The organism is Tsukamurella spumae (genome assembly GCF_012396015.1).
GTDB lineage: Bacteria > Actinomycetota > Actinomycetes > Mycobacteriales > Mycobacteriaceae > Tsukamurella > Tsukamurella spumae.
Map to the genome: position 1 here is coordinate 61,374 of NZ_JAAXOQ010000007.1, position 22,198 is coordinate 83,571.

Below are 22,198 nucleotides of genomic sequence, written 5' to 3' on the forward strand. Positions count from 1 at the left end.
GTCACGATCCGATGATCACGGGTTCAGTCGCGGCGGGCGCGCTCCTGATGCAGGGACCTCACGCGCCGCTCCTCGCGCAGGACCACCTGGTAGCTCGCGCGCTCCGTGGCCAGCCAGTCCGGGGCCTCCGCGATGATCGCGTCGATCTGCTCGGTGGTCAGCGCCTCGTCGATCCCGCCCCGTGCCAGGCCGGAGATCGAGACACCCAGCTTGGCCGCGACCAGGTTCTTGGGGTGCGGGCCGTGCTTGCGCAGATCGGTGAGCCACTGCGGCGGATCCGCCTGCAGCGCAGCGAGCTCCGCACGGGTGATGGCGGACTCCTGGAACGCCGGCGGCGTCGCGGGCAGGTACACGTCCAACTTCTTCGCCGCGGTCGCCGGTTTCATGGACTGCGCGTTCTGCCTGCTCATGACCGTCAGCCTATCGGTAACCTCCAGGAGTGACCTCCTCGCTCCCGCCCGTCCTGCGGCTCGGCTACGTCCCCGGCGCCACCCCCGCCAAGTGGGCCCGCATCTGGGGCGAGCGCCGCCCGGACGTCCGGCTCGAGCTCGTGCCCGTCGAGGCGGAGAGCGCGGCGGACGCGCTGCGGGAGGGCACCGTCGACGTGGCGCTGCTGCGCCTGCCCGCCCAGACCGACGACCTGGCCGTCATCGCCCTGTACGAGGAGCAGGTGGTCGCCGTCGTTCCACAGGAGCACCACGCCACCGCGGCCGACGAACTGACGACCGCCGACCTCGACGGTGAGCCCACCATCGCGCCGCGCGACGACGCGCTGCACTGGGACGATGCCCCCGGCGCACCGATCGAGCACCGGCCCGAGACCACCGCGGACGCCGTCGAACTCGTCGCGGCCGGGCTGGGCGTACTGATCGCGCCGCAGTCACTGGCGCGCCTGCATCACCGCAAGGACCTGACCTACCGGCCCATCACGGACGCCCCGCCCTCCCCCGTCGTGCTGGCCTTCCCCTCCGGGGAACAGTCCGACGCGGTCGCGGAGTTCATCGGGGTCGTCCGCGGCAGGAAGGCCGGTTCCTCACGGGGACAGGCGGAACCGGCCCCCAAACGCACCGCGCGGGAGAAGACTCTGGCCAAGCAGGCGGCGCGCGCAGCCGCCGGGAAGAAGTCGACGGGGTCGAAGGGCAAGCCCGGCAAACGAACCCGCCGCTGACTCAGCCCAGGGCCTCGACCCACTCGTCGACGGTGATCACCTCGGCCTGCCGCGGGAACACCTTGCGCATGAGCACCCGGTGCACCTCCGGGTCATGGTCGGCGCAGGCGTCGAACAACACCGTCAGTCCGTAGTCCAGATCCCCGGCGTAGCGGACCGTCGAGAGCACGACGCCGCTGGTCGAGATCCCCGCCAGCACCAGGTGATCGGCCTGCAGGCCGCGCAGCACCACGTCGAGGTCGCTACCGCTGAAGGCGCCGAACCGTCGCTTGATCACCACCGGCTCCCCCGGCAGCGGCGCCACCTCGGGGACGATCGCCGTGAGCGGCGACACCTCCGTCATGGAGTCGCCGCCCTCGCGGATCATCGCGAACGCCCGGTTGGTCGGCGGGATCTCGGGATAGTCGGGCCGGAAGGCGACCCGCACGTGGACCACCGGGACTCCCCGGTCCCGCGCGGCGGACAGGGCCTGCGCGGCGGCCGCGAGCGCCCTCCGCCCGGCACGCTCGGCACCGTCGACGATGCCCTTCTGGAAGTCCATGAGCACGAGGACGGAGCGCCGGTTCACCATGCCCCAAGGCTAGCGCTCAGCGCAGCGCGCCGAGGTCGACGGTGACCGGGAACGGCACTGCCGCGCCGAACACACCGGTGCACGAGGCGGATTCGTAGGCCCCATCGACCAGGGCGAGGGCCTCGAGCCGGACCTCGTCACCGTCGAGATCGACGATCCAGTAGTGCGCGATACCCGCCTCGGCGTATTCGTGCCGCTTCATCACCAGGTCGGTGCGCCGCGTGCCCGGCGAGAGCACCTCGACGGCGAGCACCACGTCCGTGGCGAAGATCCTGGTCGAGGTCCCGGCGCGGACGACGACCACGTCGGGGGCGCGCACCGTGGCCGGCGTGCGTGCATCGAGCACCACATCCACCTCCGGGTAGACGTCGAACTCCTCCGTAGCGGCGGCGTCCAGAGCCGCCGCGATCCGCAGCCCAGCACGTTGATGGGCGGGTACCGGCTTCGGCGACACGATCAGGACCCCCTCCTGAAGCTCCGCGTGCGACGTCGAGTCCTCCCCCAAGGCGTCCCACTCCTCCAACGAGAGGAGGTGCGGGCGGGTCGCAGCGGTCATGGTCCGATCCTACGCCCAGACGTATGAGGTCACAGGTCGGATTCCGCGGCCGAGCGGGCGATCTCGGCGAGCCGCGTGAAGCCCTCGGTCTTGGCGCTGGAGGCCCGGTAGGCGAGGCCGATGCGCCGCCCCGGCGCCGGCGCGGCGAACCGTGCGACGGCCAGATCCGTTCCCCGCAGCTCGACGGTGACCGCGGGCTCCGGCAGCAGGGTGACGCCCAGGCCGCCGGACACGCACTGCACGATCGTCGCCAGCGACGCGGCCCGGGTATCGCCCATGACGCCGACGCCGGACTCGGCCTGCCGGCACAGGTCGAGCGCCTGATCGCGCAGGCAGTGCCCCTCGTCGAGCAGTAGCAGCGGGAGGCCGGAGAGGTCGTCGGCCGTGAGATCGTCGCGGCCCGCGAGCGGATGCCCGGGCGGCACGACGAGGACGAACTCCTCGTCGTAGAGGGGGATCTCGGCGATCGACGCACTGTGCACGGGGAGCGCCACCACGGCCACATCGATGCGCCCGGACCGCAGCGCGTCCAGCAGCCGGGCCGTCTGATCCTCGACGACGGTGACCGCCAACTCGTCGGTCTCCGCGCGCAACCGGGGCAGCAGGCGCGGCAGACGGTAGGGCGCCACCGTCGGGATCATGCCGATGCGCAGCGTGCCGCGCAGTTCCCCGGTGAGCCCCGCCGCCGAGCTCACCAACTCCGCGGCGGAGGAGACGATCCCGGAGGCCTGCTCCAGCAGTGCCATGCCGGCCTCGGTGATGAGCACCTTGCGGGTACTGCGCTCGACCAGCTGCACCCCGAGACCCGCCTCCAGCGAGGCCAGCGCCTGCGACAGCGAGGGCTGGCTCACGCCCAGCGAGGTGGCAGCCGTACCGAAATGGCGCGAGCGCGCCACCGCGACGAAGGCGCGCAGCTGCGCGAGGGTCGGCTGATACGGATGATCGGACATACCTATCAGTCTACGTCTATCCATCGCCTTTGCCTTCACGCCCGGCGCAGCGGCGCCCTGACGTCACGGCCGCCAGGCGCCCGCCTGCTGGCGGGTCGCGTGGTTGAGCCGGTTCCAGAGGTTGATCTGTCCGATCGCGAGCACGAGACCCGCGAGCTGGGCGGCGTCGAACTCGTCGGCCGCGGCCTCCCAGAGCGCGTCCGAGACCGCCTCGGGCGCCCCCGCGAGCGCCGTGAGCTCCTCGGTCATCGCCAGCGCGATCCGCTCGGCGTCCGAGAAGTACGGCGTGTGCCGCCACGCGCCGACGGCGAACAGCTTGTCGTCCGAGGCGCCGTGCTTGCGCGCCGTGCGCCAGTGCCCGTCGAGGCAGGTGCTGCAGCCGTTGAGCTGGCTGGCCCGCATGTTGACCAGCTCCAGCAGCTCGGGAGACAGCCCCGTGTCGGCCACCACGGCGCCCAGCTTCATCAGCGCGTCCATCGCTCCGGGCAGTGCCATCGCGGGGTTCGTCATCCGTGCGGTCATGATGTTCTCCTTCGGTCCGTCACAATCGGGGCGATCGCCCCGTCATCCCTCTGACGAATCGACCACGAAGGATGTGACAGATGGACGCCGACGACTTCGAAACCGCACGGCCGAGGCTCCTGGCGGTGGCCACCCGGATGCTCGGCTCGGCAGCCGACGCCGAGGACGCCGTGCAGGAGGCGTGGCTCCGGACCGACCGCGCCGAGGGCACCGTCGACAATCCGACCGCATGGCTGACCACCGTGGTCTCCCGGATCTGCCTCGACCGCCTGCGGGCCCGGCGCGACACGGCGCCGCTCGACGACGTGGAGCCGGCGGATCCCGCGCCGGGCCCCGACACACAGGCGGAGCTCGCGGAGTCCGTCGGCGCCGCCCTGGGCGCCGTCCTCGACGACCTCGCTCCCGCCGAGCGGGTCGCCTTCGTCCTGCACGACGTGTTCGCCGTGCCCTTCGACGATGTCGCGGCGATTCTCCGCAAGAGCCCGGCGGGAACCCGTCAGCTGGCCAGCCGAGCGCGCCGCCGGGTGGCCGGCGCACCCCGGCCCGACGCCGCCCGCGCCGACGCCATCCGCGCCTTCCTCGCGGCCTCGCGCGACGGGGACTTCACCGCGCTCGTCGACCTGTTGGACCCGGACGCCGTGTTCCGGACGCACGCCGACGACGCTCCCTCGACGGTGCTGTCGGGCGCGCCCGCGATCGCCGAGGCCTTCCTGTTCAAGGCGAAGACGGCGCTGGTCGCGCTGGTGGACGGCCTGCTCGGGTACACCGTGCGGCTGCCCGGCGCGCCCGGCTACCTCCTGCTCGGCGACGTGACCTTCAGCCCTGACGGCCGCATCGCCGCCCTCGACGTCACGCTGCGCGCCGACGAGGTGGCGGGCAGCGAGGTCGTCCCACTCTGACCCGCAGACGACGGTGCCCGCCCCCGAAGGCCGGGGACGGGCACCGTCGAACGCGTGGGATCTAGTGGTCGATCGCCTTCTCGACGCCGACACCGGTGAGCGAGCGCACCTCCATCTCGACCGCCTTTTCCGCCAGATCGGCGTCGGGCTTGCCGATCAGCGTGCCGATGATCGCGAGGCCGAAGCCGATCGGAATGGAGATCAGGCCCGGGTTCTCCAGCGGGAACCAATGGAAGTCCAGCGACTTGAACATCGACGTGGACTTACCCGAGACGGCCGGGGAGAAGATGATCAGGACGATGGCCGAGATCAGGCCGCCGTACATCGAGAGCACCGCCCCAGTCGTGTTGAACCTCCGCCAGAACAGCGAGAAGATGATGGTCGGCAGGTTGGCCGATGCCGCAACGGCGAACGCGAGCGCCACGAGGAAGGCGATGTTCTGCCCCATCGCGCCGATGCCCAGGATGATCGACGCGATACCGATGACGACCACCGTGATGCGCGAGACGCGCACCTGCGCCTCCTCGGATGCCTTGCCGCGCTTGATGACACCGTTGTAGATGTCGTGCGCAAGGCTCGCGGACGCCGTGATCGCGAGGCCGGCGACGACCGCGAGGATGGTCGCGAACGCGACCGCCGAGATGACCGCCATCAAGATGGTGCCGCCGAGCGAGAACGCCAGCAGCGGAGCGGCCGAGTTCACCCCGCCCGGAGCCTTGGCGATGACATCGGCGCCGACGTAGGCCGCAGCGCCGAAGCCCAGCACCAGCGTGAAGATGTAGAACGCGCCGATCAGGCCGATCGCCCAGGTGACCGAGCGGCGCGCCTCCTTCGCGGTGGGGACGGTGTAGAAGCGCATGAGCACGTGCGGCAGGCCGGCGGTACCCAGGACGAGCGCGAGCGCCAGCGAGAGGAAGTCCAACTTGGTGGTCTCGTTCTTGCCGTACTTGAGGCCCGGCTCGATGATCTTCTCGCCCACGACCTCCTTCGCACCGGTCTTGGCATTGGTGACCGTGCCGTCCATCGCCTTCTGCAGCAGATCGGAGAAGTTGCCCTTCACCGCCGCCAGCACCATGAGTGTCATCAGCAGTGCGCCACCGACGAGCAGGACGGCCTTGACCATCTGCACATAGGTGGTGCCCTTCATGCCGCCCACCAGGACGTAGACGATCATCAACACGCCGACCACCGCGACCACGATCGCCTGGCCGGTGTGCCCCTTGATGTTGAGCAGCAGCGCGACGAGGCCACCCGCGCCCGCCATCTGGGCGATCAGGTAGAACAGCGACACCGTCAGCGTCGCGAGGGCGGCGGCCATCCGGACCGGGCGCTGCTTGAGCCGGAAGCTCAGGACATCGGCCATGGTGAACTTGCCGACATTGCGCAGCCGCTCGGCGACCAGCAGCAGGGCCACGAGCCACGCCACGAGGAAGCCGATCGAGTAGAGGAAGCCGTCGTAGCCCTGTACGGCGATGGCGCCGCAGATGCCGAGGAAGCTGGCGGCCGAGAGGTAGTCGCCCGCGATGGCGAAGCCGTTCTGCGGGCCGGTGAACGTGGCGCCGCCGGTGTAGAAGTCGGTGGCCTTCTGGGTGGTCCGGCTGGCACGGATCACCAGGCCCATGGTGAGGCCGATGAACAGGAGGAAGATGACGATGTTGAGCGTGGTCGAGCCGACCTGCTCGCCCACCTGGATCGTCCGGGGATCGAACGAGAACGCGCGGATGTCGGTCACTTCGGCTCCCCCTTGCCCAGCGCGACGTCGCCGCCGTCACCCTTGAGTTCCGCTTCGATACTCTCGCGGAGATCCGTCGCCATCGGATCGATCGTGTTGTTCGCGAACCGCACGTACGCCCAGGTGATGGCGAACGTGCTGACGAACTGGCCGAGGCCCAGCACGAGCGCGACATTGATGTTGCCGAACAGACGCTGGCTCATGAAGTCATGCGCGTAGGTGGCGAGCAGCACGTACAGGAGGTACCAGAGCAGGAAGGCAACGGAGATCGGGATCACGAACGACGCCAGCCTACGGCGGAGTTCGTGGAATTCCTTACTGTCGTAGGCGCGCTGATAGACCGCGGCCGTTTCCTCTTCGTTCACGAGCGGAAGTGTGTCACGGACCACACGCGCGAGGGGTTTGAATCGTCAACAAACCGCAATGCAACCCCCTGCAACCCGCCATCGGCGGACCACCGCTTCGTCAGGCGTCGAGCGCCCTGCGCGTCGCGGCGGCGATCTCGGCGACCTGCTCGTCGGTGGTGACGAACGGGGGCGAGTACTGGAGCGTGCCGAGCCCGGCCGCGCGTCCCGACACACCTTGGGCACGAAGCTTCTTCACCATCGCCATCGCCTCGGCGGGCTCGTGCAACTGCACCCCCGCTACCGCGCCGACGCCGCCGCGGACCTGCTTGACCTTCGGATGATCGGCCAGCGCCGAGAGCTCCCGGAGCAACGTGTCCTGCAGCCGCAGCGCCTCGGCCACGAGGTTCTCCCGCTCCATGATGTCGAGGACCGCCATCGAAGCGGCCGCGGCGGCCGCGTGCCCGCCGTAGGTGTACCCGTGGCGCCACCACACCCCACCGGCGTAGAAGGGCTCCGCGACGTGCGGAGCGACGAACAGCGCACCCATCGGAATGTAACCGCTGGTGAGTCCCTTCGCGGTGGTCATCAGGTCCGGCTGCAGGTCGAACCGGCTCGATGCGAACCACGCGCCGCCGATGCGACCGAAGCCCGTGATCACCTCGTCGGCGATGAACAGCACGTCGTGCTCGCGGCAGATGTCACGGACCTCCCGCAGGTAGCCCTCCGGCGGCGGGAGCAGGCCACCCGCGCCGATCACCGGCTCTGCGACGAAGGCCGCGATCGTGTCCGCACCCACTCGCTCGATGAGCCCGAGCAGTGCCTTCGCGTCGTCCCACGCGATCGTGGCGGTGTCGTCGAACAGCACGCCGCCGTAGCCCTCGGCGTTCACCGGGATGCCGCCGAGTGAGGTGCCTCCGACGTGCATGCCGTGATAGGCGTTCGACCGTCCTACGATGAGCTTCTTCTCGGGCCTGCCCTCCTCCTGCCAGTAGCGTCGGGCGAGCTTGATCGCCGAGTCCACCGAGTCGGAGCCGCCGGAGGTGAAGAAGACCTTGCTGTCCGGCACGGGCGCGATGCCCTGCAGGCGGTCGGCCAGCGCCACCGTCGTGTCCGTGGCGGCGTCGCCGAAGCCGGTCACGTGCGCGACCTTGAGCAACTGATCACGCACCGCGTCGGCCACCTCGGCGCGGCCGTGACCGATGTTGGCGAACCACAGCCCCGCCGTCGCGTCGAGGTAGCGATTGCCGTCGGCGTCGAAGACGTACGGGCCGTCGCCGCGGGCGAAGACGAAGGCGCCGTCGCGCTGTACGGCGCCCATGTCGGCGAAGCCGTGCCAGAGTGCCGATGAGGTCGTGGGTCGCTGTCCGCTCATAGGCATAAACTAGAGCAAATGAGTGAACAGGAGACGCGCACCGTCGCAACGGCGCAGAACGGAGCCGCCCCGACGCGCACGGCCAAGCGCGACCTGTACGCCGCCCTCGGTACCGACACCGCACCCGCCGTCACCCTCCGGGACGAGACGCGGCTGCGGGGCAGGCTCAAGCGCGCCAAGGATTCCGACCTCCCACGACTGGCCCGCGATGTCGACGCCGCGCGGGAACGGTTCGCGGTGCGCGCCGCCGCCGTGCCCGCGATCGTGTACCCGGAGAACCTGCCGGTCAGCGCTCGCCGCGACGAGATCGCGAGGGCCATCGCCGAGAACCAGGTCATCATCCTCGCCGGCGAGACCGGCTCGGGGAAGACCACTCAGCTGCCGAAGATCTGCCTCGAACTCGGTCGGGGCGTGCGCGGCATGATCGGCCACACCCAGCCGCGGCGCCTCGCCGCCCGCTCCGTCGCCGAGCGCATCGCGGAGGAGACCGGTACCGAGCTGGGCGACACCGTCGGGTACGCCGTTCGGTTCACCGACAAGGTCTCACCGAAGACCTCCGTCAAACTCATGACCGACGGCATCCTGCTGCGTGAGCTCACTCGCGACCGGCTGCTGCGCGACTACGACACGATCATCATCGACGAGGCGCACGAGCGCAGCCTCAACATCGACTTCCTGCTCGGCTACCTGCGGCAGATCCTCTCCCGGCGACCCGATCTCAAGGTGATCGTCACCTCCGCGACCATCGAGCCGGAACGGTTCGCGGCGCACTTCGCGCGGCCCGACGGTACGCCGGCCCCGGTCATCGAGGTCAGCGGTCGCACCTATCCCGTGGAGGTCCGGTACCGCCCGCTCGACGAGATGACCGATGACACCGAACCGCTCGACCAGGTCACGGGCATCGTGCACGCCGTGAACGAGCTGTCCCGCGAGGCTCCGGGCGACGTGCTGGTCTTCCTCTCCGGCGAGCGCGAGATCCGCGACGCCGCCGAGGCGCTGGCCGCGCACGTCAAGCCCGGCACGGAGATCCTCCCGCTCTACGCGCGCCTGTCCTCCGCCGAGCAGCACCGGGTGTTCGCCCCGCACACCGGGCGCCGGATCGTGCTGTCCACCAATGTCGCCGAGACCTCGCTCACGGTGCCGGGGATCAAGTACGTGGTGGACACGGGCACCGCACGCATCTCGCGCTACTCGACGCGCACCAAGGTCCAGCGGCTGCCGATCGAGCCGATCTCGCAGGCGTCGGCGCAGCAGCGCTCGGGCCGATGCGGTCGCACCTCCGACGGCATCGCGATCCGCCTCTACTCCGAGGACGACTTCGACGCGCGCCCCGTCTACACCGATCCCGAGATCCTGCGCACCAACCTCGCCTCGGTCATCCTCTCGATGACGGCGCTCGACCTCGGGGAGGTCTCCGCCTTCCCGTTCGTGCAGCCGCCCGACGAGCGCGCGGTCCGCGACGGGACGGCCCTGCTCGAGGAGCTGGGCGCCCTCGAGGACGCCGCCCCGGGACACAAGAAGCTGACCCCGGTCGGCCGGCAGCTCGCCGACCTCCCCGTCGATCCGCGGATGGCCAGGATGCTGGTGGCGGCCCGCGAGTTCGGTGTACTGCCGGAGGTCCTCGTCATCGTCGCGGGCCTGTCCATCCAGGACGTGCGGGAACGGCCCGCCGAGCACCGTCAGGCCGCGGACGCCCAGCACGCCCGCTTCGCCGATCCCACCTCCGATTTCCTGTCCTACCTGAACCTGTGGCGCCATCTCGGCGAGCGCCGCGCCGAGCTGAGCTCGAGCGCCTTCCGCCGCGAGTGCCAGCGCGAGTTCCTGCACTACGTGCGGATCCGCGAATGGCAGGACCTGCAGGGCCAGCTCCGACAGATCTGCCGGGACCTCGGGTGGAAGCTCGAATCGCTCGGCCGGGAACCGGCACCGTCCGCCGATCTCATCCACCAGGCCATGCTGGCCGGGCTGCTGTCCCAGATCGGCCTGCGCGAGCCCGACGGGCGGGAGTTCCTCGGCGCGCGGGGCGCGAAGTTCATGGTCTTCCCCGGCTCGGCCCTGTACAAGAAGCCGCCGCGACTGGTCATGGCCGGGGAGCTGGTGGAGACCTCGCGGCTGTTCGCGCGGACCGTCGCGAAGATCGAGCCGGAGTGGGCGGAGAAGCTTGCGGGCCCGCTCGCCAAGCACCACTACTCGGAACCGCACTGGTCCACCAAGCGCGAGGCCGTCCTCGCCAAGGAGCGGGTCACGCTGTTCGGGGTGCCCCTCGTGGCGGAACGCACCGTGAACTACGGCCGGATCGACCCGGTGGTCGCCCGCGATCTGTTCCTGCGCCACGCGCTGGTGCAGGGCGAATGGCGCACCCGGCACGCGTTCTTCGCGCGCAACCGCGCCCTGCTCGACGACGCCGAGTACCTCGAGGACAAGGCCCGCCGGCGCGATCTCGTCGTCGACGAGGACGGGCTGTTCGCCTTCTACGACCGCAGGGTCCCCGAGGGCATCGTCTCCGCTCGGCACTTCGACGCCTGGTGGAAGAAGGCCTCCCGCGGGGAGCCGACGCTGCTGGACTTCACCGCGGAGGACCTGCTCGCCGACGGTGCCGCCGAGGTCACCGCGGACGCGTACCCCACCACGTGGCTGCAGGGCCGCGTCGAGGTGCCACTGAAGTACCGGTTCGAGCCGGGCGCCACCGACGACGGGGTGACCGCGCGGATCCCCGTCAAAGACCTGGCGACGGTGCGCGCGGACGGCTTCGAGTGGCTGGTGCCGGCGATGCGCGAAGAACTCGCGACGGCGCTGATCAAGTCGCTGCCGAAGCAGCTTCGCCGTGAGGTCGTGCCCGCGCCCGACTTCGCCGCGGCCGCACTCGCACGGCTCACTCCGCGCGCGGAGCCGCTGGCCGACGGGCTCGCGCGGGAGCTGACCCAGTTGTCCGGCACGGTGATCCGTGCCGAGGACTTCTCCCCCGCCGCATTGCCGGATCACCTGCGGGTGACCTTCGTGGTGATCGGCGACGACGGCCGCGAGCTCGGTTCCGGCAAGGACCTCGACGCGCTCAAGCGGCGGCTCGGCGCGGCGGTGCAGGAGGACCTGTCGAGCCGCGCGGGCGCCTACGAGCGCGCCCCCGCCCGGGAGTGGACCGCGGCCACCCTCGGCGACGTGCCGCGCACCATCGACACGGAGGTGCGTGGCAGCCGGGTGACCGGGTTCGGGACCCTCTATCCCGACGGTGACCGAGCCGGCGTCCGGGTGGTCGCGAACGAGCCCGATCAGCTGGCGCTGATGGGGGCGGGCCTCGACGTGCTGCTGTCGAACGTGCTTCCCGCGGCGCACAGGTCGGTGCTGCAGTCGGTCGGGCAGCGGGACCGGCTGGCACTGTCGCAGAGCCCGTACCCGACGCCGATGGACCTGGTCGCCGACTGCCGCCGGCGCGCCATCACCGATCTCCGGGGGCGTGCGGGCCTCGCCTGGACGCCTGAGGAGTTCACGGCCTTGACCGCGTCCGTGCGTGCGGGCCTGGGCGCCACGGTGCAGCAGTACTTCGCCGATGTCGCGGCGGCCGTCGCGACCGCGACGGAGGTGCGCGGCGCGATCGCCTCCGCACCGCCCGCGCTCCGGGACGCCGCGGACGACATCGCCGAGCAGTTGGACGGGCTCTTGTTCCCCGGGTTCGTGGCCGCCACGCCGGGCGTGCACCTGCGGCACCTGCCGCGGTACACGGCCGGCGCCGCCGCGCGATGGGCGGCGCTGCCTGCGGCGATCGACCGGGACGACCGCGGAACGGCGACGCTCGACCGCGTGTACGGCGCGCTGACGGCCAAGCTCGACACGCTGCCCCAGCACCGGCGTGATGCGGCGCTGGACCAGGCGAACTGGTTGATCGAGGAGCTCCGCGTGAGCCTGTTCGCACAGTCGCTCGGCACCGCGGGATCGATCTCCGAGAAGAAGGTACTGGCCGCGATCGCGGCCCTGACCTGACCTGCGCTACGCGGCGTCGGTCGGGTCCGCGGCGGCGCGGGTGCGGAGGTCGCGGATCGCGGCCTCGAAATCCTCGATGGACGAGAAGCCCTGGTAGACGGAGGCGAACCGCAGGTAGGCGACCTCATCGAGATCGCGCAGCGGCCCGAGAATGGCCAAGCCCACCTCGTTGGCGGGGACCTCGGCGACGCCGGTGGCGCGGATGGCCTCCTCGACCTGCTGGGCGAGCTTGTGCAGATCGTCCTCGGCGACGTCCCGCCCCTGGCAGGCCCGGCGCACCCCCTTCATCACCTTCTCGCGACTGAAGGGCTCCGTGACGCCGTTGCGCTTGACCACGGCCATGACCGCGCTCTCGACCGTGGTGAACCGGCGCCCGCACTCGTTGCACGAGCGGCGCCGGCGGATGCCCTGCCCGTCGTCGAACACCCGCGAGTCGACCACTCGGGTGTCCTCGTTCTTACAGAACGGGCAATGCATGGGTTCACCTCCTGCGCGTGCGCGCTCGGATGCACGGAGGGGCAACTGCAGCACCGTGGCCCCTGCCACGGCCGTGCCCCGCGATCTCGACACCGAGAATACTCGGCGCGGCAACGGCACCACGTTATCGAGGTCCCTCACGCGCCCACCCTGCCGGGAATCCACTATGGCCATTCGAGTGCTCATCCGCTTCTCCTTCGCTCGTTGCGTGCCGTCAGTACCGCGGGGTGACCAGCGTCTGTCCTGCGTGGACCCGGCCGTCGCGGAGTCCGTTGATCTCCTCGATCTCCGCGATCACCGACGCCGGCGCACGATCGGGCGCGATCTCGCGGGCGATCTGCTCGAGGCTCTGACCCGTCCGCACCGTGACGATCGACGTGAGCGCGGGCTGCGCGGCGCCGACCGGGGCGGGATCCGGCTGCTGCGCGCCGCCGAACAGGACCAGCAGGCCCACGAACGCACCGACCGCGAACAGCAGGCACACGGCCAGGGACGGGCCCGCGGTGCGCCGCGCGCAGCCGTCCACCCGCGAGACGCCGCGGGGTGCCCGGCGGCCGACCGAACGCACGCGCGGACGTTCGACGGTGCGCCGCGCCGCGCCCCGCGCGCCGGTCACCCGGACCGCCCCGGGAACCGTTCGAACAGCGCCCTCGGAAACCTCGTTCGACGGGGTGATCGACTCGGCCGAGACCTCCTGCGAACGACTCCGAGCGAGCCGTGGCGACACGCCGCGCGCCCGGGTGGCGCCGCGTCGATCAGCGGCGGCGGAGCCGTGCCGCGCCAGTGCCTGCGCCTCGGAGGCGGGCTCCTGCGCTGCGGTGATGACATCCCGATCGATGATCGCGGTCATGATCTCTCCCTACGTCGGTAGCGGGTCCTTCTCGCTCACCTACAGGTCTATCGGAGGGGACTGACAAGTTTTTCCATCCAGCCCCACCCGTCACACCGGAGTGCGTGCACGTGTTCGAAAGAACTTCTGTTCGATTTCTACCACACCGCCGAGTGGAGCGGAAGACACGCGGGCAAATTTCTCGAACAGATGTTTGTCATGACCTACCGGCTCGACTACAGTGGGGTGCAGAACCGAACGGGCGTGAGGAGCGGCACATGACAGAGGAACGACAGGTCCAACATCGGGACAAGCGCTTCCGCGATGCGCAGGGCAATGTCTCGGAGGATCACCTCACGCGCCGGCAGAAGCAGGTGCTCGAGGTCATTCGGCGGTCGGTGCGCGATCGCGGGTATCCGCCCAGCATCCGCGAGATCGGGGACGAGGTGGGTCTGACCTCCACCTCGTCGGTCGCGCATCAGTTGCGCACCCTCGAGCGGCTGGGCTTCCTGCATCGTGACCCGAACCGCCCGCGCGCGGTCAACGTGCAGGGCGCCGAGGAGCGTACGGCGCAGGTCATCCAGAAGGTCATGGAGGACGAGGACAGGATGCCGGAGCCGGCGTTCGTGCCGGTGCTGGGCCGCATCGCCGCGGGCGGCCCCATCCTCGCGGAGGAGGCGGTGGAGGAGATCTTCCCGCTGCCGCGCGAGCTGGTGGGTGAGGGCTCGCTGTTCCTGCTCAAGGTGGTCGGCGAGTCAATGACCGACGCGGCGATCTGCGATGGGGACTGGGTGGTCGTCCGGCAGCAGTCCGTGGCCGAGAACGGTGACATCGTGGCCGCGATGCTCGACGGCGAGGCCACGGTGAAGACCTTCCGCCGCACGGGTCGCGACGTATGGCTGATGCCGCACAACCCGGCGTTCGACCCGATCCACGGCAACGACGCGGTGATCCTCGGCAAGGTCGTCACGGTCATGCGGCGGATCTGAACCCCGCCGTTCCCGAGGGCGCCGGCTCGTCGACCACAGGGTCGGGGGCCGGCGTTCGCCGTCCTCCGACTAGCTGCGGGTCGCCTCCGCGTACCGGCGTAGATGGTCGGTGGCGGAACCGAACTCGGTCTCGATCGCGGTGAGCCGCTTGAAGCAGTGCCCGATCGCGAGCTCCTCGGTGAGCCCCATGCCGCCGTGCAACTGCACCGCGTTCTGGCCGACGAACCGCGCCGCCCGCGCGATCGTGATCTTCGCCGCGGACACGGCGCGCCGGCGCAGCCGCGGCTCGGCATCGAGGTTGAGCACGGCCAGGTAGGTCGCGGCCACGGACTGCTCCACCTCCAGCGCCATATCGACCATGCGGTGCTGCAACACCTGGAAGGAGCCGATCGGTACGCCGAACTGGCGGCGGTTGCGGGTATATTCGACGGTGTCCTCGAGCACCCGGCGCATGATCCCGACCGCCTCGCTGCAGACGGCCGCGGCACCGTCGTCCAGGGAGCGTTCGACGAGCTCCCAGGCCCGCCCCTCGGTCCCGAGCAGCGCCGCGGCGGGCACGCGGACGTCGGTGAGCACCAGGTCACCCGTGTGGTGATCGTCGATCGTGCGGAAGTACCGGGCGTCGATCCCGGCGGGTGGCGCCTGCGGGTCGAACTCGAGCAGGAACAGCGAGAGCCCGTCCCGGTCGAGCCGGTCCCCCGCGGTCCGGGCGACCACGAGCAGGTGCGTGGCGAGCGGGAGGTCGGCGACCACGATCTTGGCGCCGGTCAGCACGTAGTCGCCGCCGTCGCGGATCGCGGTGGCCTGCACGTCCCAGGGCTCGCGCCCCGACTCGGGTTCGGTGAGGGCGAGCGCGATCCGGGCGTCACCCGCGACGATCGCCGCGCACACCTGCTCGGCCCGCGGTCCGCCGGCCCGGCCCAGCAGGCCGGCCCCGACGACGACGGTGCCGGTGTACGGCTCCACCACGAGGGCGCGGCCGAGTTCCTCGGTGATCACCATCATCTCCTCGGGCCCGCCGCCGAGGCCGCCCACGGACTCGGGCACTGTCGCGGCGAGAATCCCCAGGTCGGAAGCGAAGGCCTCCCAGACCGCGGGTTGCCATCCGGCCTCGGAGCGCGCGGCACTGCGCGATTCGACCAGCGGGTACCGGCCCGCGAGATAGGACCGCACGGCGTCGCGCAGCATGCTCTGTTCGTCGGTGAGTGTGAAGTCCATCTACAGCCCCAATGCCGCCTTCGCCAGGATGTTGCGTTGAATCTCGTTGGAGCCCGCGTAGATCGAGCCCGCACGATCGTTGAAGTAGCGCAGCGGCGCCACGGCCTGCCAGAGTTCGCCGCTGTGCGCCCCACCCGCGGGTGGCAGGTACTCGACCACCGGACCGCCCGGCCGGGTGACGTGCGGCTGGTAGACGCGGCCGCGGGGCCCCGCACACTTGTGCACGAACTCGGTGACCGCCTGACTGAGCTCGGTCCCCAGGATCTTGAGCATCGACGATGCCGGGCCCGGGTTGCCGCCCTCGGACAGCACGGCGAGCGAGCGGTGCTCGAGGATCTCGAGCACGTCGACGCGGGCGCGCAACTCGGCGAGGCCGAGCCGGAAGTCGTCGTCCTCCGCGAGCGGGCGGCCGCCCCGGCCGGGCACCGTCGTCGCGCGCTGCGCCAATCGGTCCAGCGAGACCTGCAGCCACGGTGCGGACGCGCCACCCCCGCGTTCGAACTCGAGGAGGTACTTGGCGACGGTCCAGCCGTCGTCGATCGTCCCGAGCACGTTCGCCTTCGGCACGCGCACCTTGTCGAAGAAGACCACGTTCTGCACCTCCTCGCCGGAGGCCATGACGAGGGGCTGGATCTCGATGCCGGGCACCGTCATGTCCAGCAGTAGGAAGGTGATGCCCTGCTGCTTGCGCTCCCGCTTGGAGGTACGCACCAGCGCGAACATCCAATTGGCCTCCCGGGCGTGGGTGGTCCAGATCTTGGAGCCGGTGAGAACGAGATCGTCGCCGTCCGACTCCGCACGCATCGAGAGCGAGGCCAGGTCGGAACCCGATTCCGGCTCGGAGTAGCCCTGGCAGAAGAACACCGAGGCGTCGAGGATCCCCGGCAGGAAGAAGCGCTTCTGCTCCTCGGTGCCGAACTTCACGATCGCGTGCGCCACCATCCGGATCCCCATCGGCGAGAGGAAGGGCGCACCGGCGAGCACGGACTCACGGGCGAAGATGTAGTGCTGCGCCACCGTCCAGTCGCAGCCTCCCCATTCCACCGGCCACGCCGGCGCGGCCCATCCCCGCTCGTGCAGGATCGCCTGCCACCGAAGGCTCGCCTCGTGGTCGGAGTACACGCTGGTGGCGAGATCGCCCGCAGCGCGCAGATCATCGGTCAGGTGCGCGTCCAGGAACTCCCGCACCTCGTCGCGGAACGCCTCCTCGGCCGCCGTGAACGTCACATCCATCCGGGATTCCCCTCGTTGACACACCTCGCCCTAGCGAGACAAAATAGGAGTATGTCTCACCCAGCGCGTCCTGACAACCAGTCGGCCGTGATCCGTCGCGCTGCCGAGTGGTTCCGCGACGGCCGCCGAGTGGACCTGGGCCGGCTGGCGCAGGCCAGCGGCATCGGCCGGGCCACGCTGTACCGCTGGTTCGGAGGGCGGGAACAGGTGGTCGGCGAGGCGGTCTGGCTCGGCATCGCCCAGGCGATCGAGCGCGTCGAAGCCACCGAGCCCGAGCGCGACCGCGCAGCCTTCCTCCGTGCCTTCGGGCGCCTGGCGCACGAGGTACGCACCTATCCCCCACTCACCGGATTCGCCACGGAGGAACCGGAATTCGCGATGCGGGTACTGCAGGCGCCGGGCAGCGTGGTCCAGGAGCGGCTCATCGCGTGGGTGGCGGCCTGGCTGACGGACCTCGGGGTCCCGCGGCCCGACGGTGCGCGCAATGTCACCCGCGCCGACCTGGCCTACGCGATCGTGCGACTCGCCGAGTCCTTCCTGTGGTCGGACATGATCATCGGCACCCCGCCGCAGCCCGACACCGCGACGGCCCTCGTCGCCCTCCTGCTCGACGGTGCCGCCGGACACGGCCCGGCCGGCATCGACGCGGCGGATCAGCCGGAGACGATGCCCACGACCAGGTTGATCGCGGTGGCCAGGATCAGCGTGCCGAACACGTAGGACAGCAGGCACTGGCGCAGCACCAGGCTGCGGATCGTCTGCGACGAGACGGACGTGTCGGAGACCTGATAGGTCATGCCGAGGTTGTAGCTGAAATAGAAGAAGTCGCGGTACGTGGGGGCGATGTCGGCGTTCCAGTCGATCCCACCGGGCCGATCACCGGGGTCGCCGTAGTACTCCGCGGCGTACTGCGTCGCGTAGGTCAGGTGCAGCGCGGCCCACACCGCGAACGCCGCGAGCAATGCGGCGGCCGCACCCGCGTCCTTGTTGGCGGACTTGCCCGCGACGAGGAGCGCCACGATGGCGGCGAGGCCGCTCAGGGCGATCACCGCGACGGCGATCTCGGCGATCCGCGGCCGGAAGTTCTCCCGCTGCACCGTCGCCCGGGTCGCCTCCGCGTCGAGGGGCCAGAGCACCGCCCACCCCGTGACCACGAACACCGCGGCGGCCGCGCCGATCCCGACCAGGACGCCCAACGTGCCGTCGAGCAGCGCACCCGCGATCACCGCGGCGATCGCGCCGACGACCAGCGCGATCACCGCACGCGCGGAGACGGACAGCAGTGGCCCCGGGGCCCGACGAGTCATGGTTTCGATTGTGCGCGACTACTGCGCGAAGCGCGCCAGCAGCCCCGCGAGCGCGCCCGGCACCCGCGCGACGATCCGCGTACCGTCGGCCTCGTGGTCCGCACTGACCACCGTGCCCTCGGCGTGGATCCGGGCGACCAGGTCTCCCCGCTCGTACGGCAGCAGCGCGGCCACCTCGACATCACCCGCGGTGATCAGCCCGGTCAGCTCGTCGAGCAGCTCGTCGATGCCCTCGCGGGTGTGCGCGGAGACGAACACCGCATCGGGCAGCGCGACGCGCAGCTGCGCGAGCACCACCGGGTCGGCGGCGTCGATCTTGTTGACCACGAGCAACTCCCGCGGCAGCGTCGCCTCCCGCTCGCCCGCGACCTCGCGCAGCACGTGCCGCACCGCGTCGATCTGGCGCTGCGGCATCGGGTCGCTGCCGTCCACCACGTGCAGGAGCAGATCGGCGTCGACCACCTCCTCCAGCGTGGACCGGAAGGCCTCGACGAGCTGCGTGGGAAGGTGCCGCACGAACCCGACGGTGTCGGTGAAGACCACGTCGCGGCCGTCGGCCAGCGTGCTCTGCCGGGTGGTCGGGTCGAGAGTCGCGAACAGCGCGTTCTGCACCAGCACACCGGCATCGGTGAGCGCGTTGAGCAGGCTCGACTTGCCCGCGTTGGTGTACCCGGCGATGGCCACCGACGGCACGCCGGAGCGGCGGCGCTGCCCGCGCTTGGTGTCGCGGGCCTGCTTCATGCCCTTGATCTCCCGGCGCAGCTTGGCCATCCGCTCGCGGATCCGGCGACGATCGGTCTCGATCTTCGTCTCACCGGGGCCGCGCAGTCCCACGCCGCCGTTGCTGCCGGCGCGGCCGCCGGCCTGCCGGGACAGCGCCTCGCCCCAGCCACGCAGCCGCGGCAGCATGTACTCCATCTGCGCGAGGCTGACCTGCGCCTTGCCCTCGCGGGAGGTGGCGTGCTGGGCGAAGATGTCGAGGATCAGGGCCGTGCGGTCGATGACCTTGACCTTGACCACCTTCTCCAACGCGTTGAGCTGCGCGGGCGTGAGCTCGCCGTCGCAGATCACCGTGTCGGCGCCCGTGGCGAGAACGACCTCGCGCAGCTCGTGCGCCTTGCCGGAGCCGATGTAGGTCGCCGGATCGGGACGGTCGCGGCGCTGGATCACACCGTCGAGGACGACGGAGCCCGCCGTCTCCGCGAGGGCCTTCAGCTCGGCCAGGGACGAGTCCGCCTCCGCCGCGGACCCCTCGGTCCACACGCCCACGAGCACGACCTGCTCGAGGCGCAGCTGCCGGTACTCGACCTCGGTGACGTCATCGAGCTCGGTGGACAGGCCGACGACGCGGCGGAGCGAGGACCGCTCCTGGAGTTGGAGTTCACCGACGGTCGGCTGATGCGCGTCGGTCGGTTCCCAGGTATCTGTCTGTGTCATATGAGACCCATTCTCGCACGTCGGGGCGATGCGGGTCACGCGAGTTTTCGCAGGGCGAAACCGCTCACAGTGCGGACAGGCGCGCCGTACCGGAGGCGACGATGCGGCTGGGGCCGCGCAGCACGGCACCGTCGGCCTCGACGGTGACGGTGACGACCCCGCCCGGCACGTGCACGTCCACCTCGCCGGTCTCGGCACCGTCGGCGCGCAACGCCGCGACCGCCGCGGCGACGGTGCCCGTCCCGCAGGACCGGGTCTCCCCGGAGCCGCGCTCGTGCACCCGCATGTGGATCGCGCCGTCGGCGGGCGGGGTGATGATCTCGACATTGGTGCCGTGCGGGAACAGTCCGTGATCGAAGGTGGGCCGGCTCGCCACGTCGAGGGCCGCGAGGCCCTCGACGGTGAGTCCGGGCACGACGCACGCGATGTGCGGGTTGCCCACGTCGACGGCGATCCCCGCCAGGTCCCGCCCGTCGACCCCCGCCGAGGACGTTCCGAAGACGCGCGCCACACCCATCGAGACGGACACCTCCGCCACCTCCGGATCCGCGTGGTGCACGTGTACGGGCTTGGCGCCCGACCGCGAGCCGACGACGAACTCGTCACCGGCGACCAGCGCGGACGCCGCGAGGAAGTGCGCGAACACCCGAACGCCGTTGCCGCACATCTCGGCGATGGAGCCGTCGGCGTTGCGGTAGTCCATGAACCAGTCGTCGCGGGCGACGTCGTCGGGCAGCGCATCGAGGACACCCGCGTCGAGCAGATCACCGGCGCGGGCGACGCGCAGCACGCCGTCGGCCCCGATCCCCGCCCGGCGGTCGCACAGGGCCGCGACCAGCTCCGGCGTGAGGTCGATGTCGACGCCCGGATCCGGCAGGATCACGAAGTCGTTCTCCGTGCCGTGCCCCTTGAGGAAGTCCACAGCCGTCATCGCGCCCGTCATGACGCCCAGTCTACGGGCGGCGGACGGCTGCGGCGTGCGCGGCCAGCGCCGCGTCGAGCAGGTCGGGTGCGGCACCGTCGAGCCAGGTCACCCGCGGGTCGCGCCGGAACCAGGACCGCTGCCGCCGGACGTAGCGCCGCGTGCCGATGAAGGTCAGCTCGCGGGCGTGGTCCAGGTCGTACTCGCCGTCGAGGGCGGCGAGCACCTGCGCGTACCCGATCGCCCGGGACGCGGTCACGCCGTCGCGCAGTCCCCGCGCCTCGAGGACGCGGACCTCGTCGACGAGGCCGCCCTCGAACATGCGACGGGTGCGCAGGTCGATGCGGGCGTCGAGCAGCTCGGTGTCGCGGTCCAGCGCGACGATCGCCGTGTCCCAGCGGGCGGGACCGATCTGCGGCGCCGAGGCGGCGAAGGGCGCGCCGGTGATCGTCACGACCTCGAGCGCCCGGACGATCCGGCGGCCGTCGGTGGGGAGGATCTTGGCGCCCGCCGCGGGGTCGAGCGCGGCCAGCTCACGGTGGAGGGCGAGCGCGCCGACCTCGGCCAACCGATCCTCGAACCGGGCGCGCACGGCGGGGTCGGTGGCCGGGAAACTCCACTCGTCGAGGAGGGCCTGGAAGTACATCATCGAGCCGCCGACGATCACGGGGGTCCGGCCGGCGGCGAGCAGTGCCTCGACGTCCGCCCGCGCCCGCTCCTGGTAGGCGGCGACGGTGGCGGTCTCGGTCACCTCCAGCACGTCGAGCTGGTGGTGTTCGATGCCGCGACGCTCGGCGACCGGCAACTTCGCCGTGCCGATGTCCATGCCGCGGTACATCTGCATCGCATCGATGTTGATGATCTCGCCGTCGAGCCGCTCCGCGAGGTCGAGCGCGAGATCGGACTTGCCGGTCGCCGTGGGGCCGACGACGGCGACCGGTCTCGCGGTGCTCACTCGGCTCCGCCGGTCGCGACCAGGTAGCCGACGCCGAAGGGCGCACCCCGGTAGAGCACGTCGGCGCGGCCGCCCACGGCCTCCGCGAGGGCGCGCCACGCGCCGCCGAGCCCGTCCGACGGTGCGCCGTCCGTCACGGCCGCGACCTGCGCGTCGAAGAGCGCCGCGTCCTCGGGACGGTGGCCGCCGGGCGCGCGGGCGGTGAGCGTGTTCGGGCCGTCGAGCACGAACAGCAGGCCCTCGGCCTGGTCGTCCGCGGCGACGATCCGCGCCGACGGCGCGGCGCTCCCCCGCAGCCACGCGGCGATGAGCAGCGGGAGCGGCAGGTCCGGGCTCGGCGGCAGGTCGTTCGACGGTGCGCCGGGCCCGGTCGTCACGAGCACGTCGGCACCGAACCCGACGAAGGTCCCGGAGGCGGGCAGGTCGGCACCGTCGGCGCTGGTCAGCGGCTCGGCACTGACGACACGCCAGGTGCGTGCGCGCTCGCCGAGCCAATGCCCGGCCGCGAGGACGCGCTCCCGGAGGCGGTCCGCATCCCCGTCACCGGGCAGCCCGACCAGCTCGGGAACGAGCAGCGGGGCGCCGGGGATCACGGCAACGGGCCGGTGACGCTGAGACGAGTGCACGAGAAGAACGCTAATCGATCGCGCCGACGGGCCCGCGGAGTGCTTCAATGGATCGGAGGGTCCGCGTACGGCGCGGGTCCATGACGACGGCAGCCGTGACGCGCGGCGCAGAC

Annotated in this window: 22 protein-coding genes; 5 read left to right on the forward strand and 17 right to left on the reverse strand. The window is 71.0% G+C overall.

Going from position 1 to position 22,198, the window contains the following annotated elements; all coding sequences use genetic code 11:
* Positions 1–23: 23 nt before the first annotated feature.
* Positions 24–410 carry a DUF5997 family protein gene (locus HF999_RS06925; protein WP_168545169.1) on the reverse strand — a complete coding sequence of 129 codons (387 nt, stop codon included), beginning with the start codon at positions 408–410 and terminating at the stop codon, positions 24–26.
* Positions 411–439: 29 nt separating this feature from the next.
* Here HF999_RS06925 and HF999_RS06930 point away from each other — a divergent pair, with 29 nt between their 5' ends.
* Entirely contained in the window at positions 440–1,168 is a 729-nt protein-coding gene (locus HF999_RS06930; RefSeq protein WP_168545170.1) for a LysR family substrate-binding domain-containing protein, read from the forward strand.
* A gap of 1 nt (position 1,169) precedes the next feature.
* Here the strand turns inward: HF999_RS06930 and HF999_RS06935 are convergent, their stop codons facing one another.
* The 4 genes from HF999_RS06935 to HF999_RS06950 form a co-directional block, all read right to left on the reverse strand.
* A complete protein-coding gene (locus HF999_RS06935) occupies positions 1,170–1,739 on the reverse strand; it encodes a cysteine hydrolase family protein (RefSeq protein ID WP_168545171.1) in 570 nt (189 codons plus the stop codon).
* A 16-nt stretch (positions 1,740–1,755) separates the two neighbouring features.
* Positions 1,756–2,295 (reverse strand): Uma2 family endonuclease, encoded by a 540-nt coding sequence (locus HF999_RS06940; protein WP_168545172.1) that lies wholly within the window; start codon positions 2,293–2,295, stop codon positions 1,756–1,758.
* A gap of 29 nt (positions 2,296–2,324) precedes the next feature.
* Entirely contained in the window at positions 2,325–3,245 is a 921-nt protein-coding gene (locus HF999_RS06945) for a hydrogen peroxide-inducible genes activator (RefSeq protein ID WP_168545173.1), read from the reverse strand.
* Between the two features lie 63 nt (positions 3,246–3,308).
* Entirely contained in the window at positions 3,309–3,767 is a 459-nt protein-coding gene (locus HF999_RS06950; protein ID WP_168545174.1) for a carboxymuconolactone decarboxylase family protein, read from the reverse strand.
* Positions 3,768–3,847: 80 nt separating this feature from the next.
* Between HF999_RS06950 and HF999_RS06955 the strand changes: the two genes are divergently transcribed.
* Entirely contained in the window at positions 3,848–4,666 is an 819-nt protein-coding gene (locus tag HF999_RS06955) for a sigma-70 family RNA polymerase sigma factor (RefSeq protein WP_168545175.1), read from the forward strand.
* 61 nt (positions 4,667–4,727) lie between these two features.
* On the opposite strand, the gene HF999_RS06960 is transcribed toward HF999_RS06955, so the two are convergent.
* The 3 genes from HF999_RS06960 to HF999_RS06970 all read right to left on the reverse strand — a co-directional run bounded on the left by HF999_RS06960 (position 4,728) and on the right by HF999_RS06970 (position 8,117).
* Positions 4,728–6,359 carry a monocarboxylic acid transporter gene (locus tag HF999_RS06960; protein ID WP_168545267.1) on the reverse strand — a complete coding sequence of 544 codons (1,632 nt, stop codon included), beginning with the start codon at positions 6,357–6,359 and terminating at the stop codon, positions 4,728–4,730.
* A 35-nt stretch (positions 6,360–6,394) separates the two neighbouring features.
* Complete coding sequence (locus HF999_RS06965) at positions 6,395–6,763, reverse strand: DUF485 domain-containing protein (protein ID WP_168545176.1); 369 nt, start codon at positions 6,761–6,763, stop codon at positions 6,395–6,397.
* 100 nt (positions 6,764–6,863) lie between these two features.
* Positions 6,864–8,117, reverse strand: coding sequence for an aminotransferase family protein (locus HF999_RS06970; protein ID WP_168545177.1), 1,254 nt, complete (start codon positions 8,115–8,117; stop codon positions 6,864–6,866).
* Between the two features lie 18 nt (positions 8,118–8,135).
* On the opposite strand from HF999_RS06970, the gene hrpA reads away from it, so the two are divergent.
* Positions 8,136–12,092: an ATP-dependent RNA helicase HrpA gene (gene hrpA, locus HF999_RS06975; RefSeq protein ID WP_168545178.1), complete on the forward strand. Its 3,957-nt coding sequence runs from the start codon at positions 8,136–8,138 to the stop codon at positions 12,090–12,092.
* A gap of 6 nt (positions 12,093–12,098) precedes the next feature.
* On the opposite strand, the gene nrdR is transcribed toward hrpA, so the two are convergent.
* Together nrdR and HF999_RS06985 are read right to left on the reverse strand one after the other, a co-directional pair.
* Complete coding sequence (gene nrdR / locus HF999_RS06980) at positions 12,099–12,569, reverse strand: transcriptional regulator NrdR (RefSeq protein ID WP_168545179.1); 471 nt, start codon at positions 12,567–12,569, stop codon at positions 12,099–12,101.
* 214 nt (positions 12,570–12,783) lie between these two features.
* Positions 12,784–13,419 carry a LysM peptidoglycan-binding domain-containing protein gene (locus HF999_RS06985; protein WP_168545180.1) on the reverse strand — a complete coding sequence of 212 codons (636 nt, stop codon included), beginning with the start codon at positions 13,417–13,419 and terminating at the stop codon, positions 12,784–12,786.
* A gap of 257 nt (positions 13,420–13,676) precedes the next feature.
* Here HF999_RS06985 and lexA point away from each other — a divergent pair, with 257 nt between their 5' ends.
* Complete coding sequence (gene lexA / locus HF999_RS06990) at positions 13,677–14,387, forward strand: transcriptional repressor LexA (RefSeq protein ID WP_168545181.1); 711 nt, start codon at positions 13,677–13,679, stop codon at positions 14,385–14,387.
* A 69-nt stretch (positions 14,388–14,456) separates the two neighbouring features.
* Here the strand turns inward: lexA and HF999_RS06995 are convergent, their stop codons facing one another.
* Both HF999_RS06995 and HF999_RS07000 read right to left on the reverse strand, forming a co-directional pair.
* Positions 14,457–15,605, reverse strand: a complete 1,149-nt coding sequence (locus HF999_RS06995) for an acyl-CoA dehydrogenase family protein (protein WP_168545182.1) — start codon at positions 15,603–15,605, stop codon at positions 14,457–14,459.
* Positions 15,606–16,838 carry an acyl-CoA dehydrogenase family protein gene (locus HF999_RS07000; protein WP_168545183.1) on the reverse strand — a complete coding sequence of 411 codons (1,233 nt, stop codon included), beginning with the start codon at positions 16,836–16,838 and terminating at the stop codon, positions 15,606–15,608. It lies immediately after the preceding gene.
* 87 nt (positions 16,839–16,925) lie between these two features.
* Here HF999_RS07000 and HF999_RS07005 point away from each other — a divergent pair, with 87 nt between their 5' ends.
* Positions 16,926–17,558 (forward strand): TetR/AcrR family transcriptional regulator, encoded by a 633-nt coding sequence (locus HF999_RS07005; protein ID WP_168545184.1) that lies wholly within the window; start codon positions 16,926–16,928, stop codon positions 17,556–17,558.
* On the opposite strand, the gene HF999_RS07010 is transcribed toward HF999_RS07005, so the two are convergent.
* The 5 genes from HF999_RS07010 to HF999_RS07030 form a co-directional block, all read right to left on the reverse strand.
* Positions 17,492–18,145, reverse strand: coding sequence for a DUF1345 domain-containing protein (locus HF999_RS07010; RefSeq protein WP_168545185.1), 654 nt, complete (start codon positions 18,143–18,145; stop codon positions 17,492–17,494). The two genes, HF999_RS07005 and HF999_RS07010, sit on opposite strands and share 67 nt — an antisense overlap.
* 18 nt (positions 18,146–18,163) lie before the next feature.
* The gene (gene hflX, locus HF999_RS07015) at positions 18,164–19,582 is read right to left on the reverse strand and encodes a GTPase HflX (RefSeq protein ID WP_168545186.1); all 1,419 of its coding nucleotides are present in this window, start codon (positions 19,580–19,582) and stop codon (positions 18,164–18,166) included.
* A gap of 64 nt (positions 19,583–19,646) precedes the next feature.
* A complete protein-coding gene (dapF, locus tag HF999_RS07020; protein ID WP_168545268.1) occupies positions 19,647–20,504 on the reverse strand; it encodes a diaminopimelate epimerase in 858 nt (285 codons plus the stop codon).
* A gap of 31 nt (positions 20,505–20,535) precedes the next feature.
* Positions 20,536–21,459, reverse strand: coding sequence for a tRNA (adenosine(37)-N6)-dimethylallyltransferase MiaA (gene miaA / locus HF999_RS07025; protein WP_168545187.1), 924 nt, complete (start codon positions 21,457–21,459; stop codon positions 20,536–20,538).
* Positions 21,456–22,085 (reverse strand): class III extradiol ring-cleavage dioxygenase family protein, encoded by a 630-nt coding sequence (locus HF999_RS07030; RefSeq protein ID WP_168545188.1) that lies wholly within the window; start codon positions 22,083–22,085, stop codon positions 21,456–21,458. The genes miaA and HF999_RS07030 overlap by 4 nt, the downstream gene beginning before the upstream one ends.
* Positions 22,086–22,198: the final 113 nt, after the last annotated feature.

Bases quoted from the DNA above. Each gene is read 5' to 3' on its own strand.
- HF999_RS06925 (WP_168545169.1), bottom strand. From the start codon at position 410: ATGAGCAGGCAGAACGCGCAGTCCATGAAACCGGCGACCGCGGCGAAG.
- HF999_RS06935 (WP_168545171.1), bottom strand. From the start codon at position 1,739: ATGGTGAACCGGCGCTCCGTCCTCGTGCTCATGGACTTCCAGAAGGGC.
- HF999_RS06940 (WP_168545172.1), bottom strand. From the start codon at position 2,295: ATGACCGCTGCGACCCGCCCGCACCTCCTCTCGTTGGAGGAGTGGGAC.
- HF999_RS06945 (WP_168545173.1), bottom strand. From the start codon at position 3,245: ATGTCCGATCATCCGTATCAGCCGACCCTCGCGCAGCTGCGCGCCTTC.
- HF999_RS06950 (WP_168545174.1), bottom strand. From the start codon at position 3,767: ATGACCGCACGGATGACGAACCCCGCGATGGCACTGCCCGGAGCGATG.
- HF999_RS06955 (WP_168545175.1), top strand. From the start codon at position 3,848: ATGGACGCCGACGACTTCGAAACCGCACGGCCGAGGCTCCTGGCGGTG.
- HF999_RS06970 (WP_168545177.1), bottom strand. From the start codon at position 8,117: ATGAGCGGACAGCGACCCACGACCTCATCGGCACTCTGGCACGGCTTC.
- hrpA (WP_168545178.1), top strand. From the start codon at position 8,136: ATGAGTGAACAGGAGACGCGCACCGTCGCAACGGCGCAGAACGGAGCC.
- nrdR (WP_168545179.1), bottom strand. From the start codon at position 12,569: ATGCATTGCCCGTTCTGTAAGAACGAGGACACCCGAGTGGTCGACTCG.
- HF999_RS06985 (WP_168545180.1), bottom strand. From the start codon at position 13,419: ATGACCGCGATCATCGATCGGGATGTCATCACCGCAGCGCAGGAGCCC.
- lexA (WP_168545181.1), top strand. From the start codon at position 13,677: ATGACAGAGGAACGACAGGTCCAACATCGGGACAAGCGCTTCCGCGAT.
- HF999_RS06995 (WP_168545182.1), bottom strand. From the start codon at position 15,605: ATGGACTTCACACTCACCGACGAACAGAGCATGCTGCGCGACGCCGTG.
- HF999_RS07000 (WP_168545183.1), bottom strand. From the start codon at position 16,838: ATGGATGTGACGTTCACGGCGGCCGAGGAGGCGTTCCGCGACGAGGTG.
- HF999_RS07010 (WP_168545185.1), bottom strand. From the start codon at position 18,145: ATGACTCGTCGGGCCCCGGGGCCACTGCTGTCCGTCTCCGCGCGTGCG.
- hflX (WP_168545186.1), bottom strand. From the start codon at position 19,582: ATGACACAGACAGATACCTGGGAACCGACCGACGCGCATCAGCCGACC.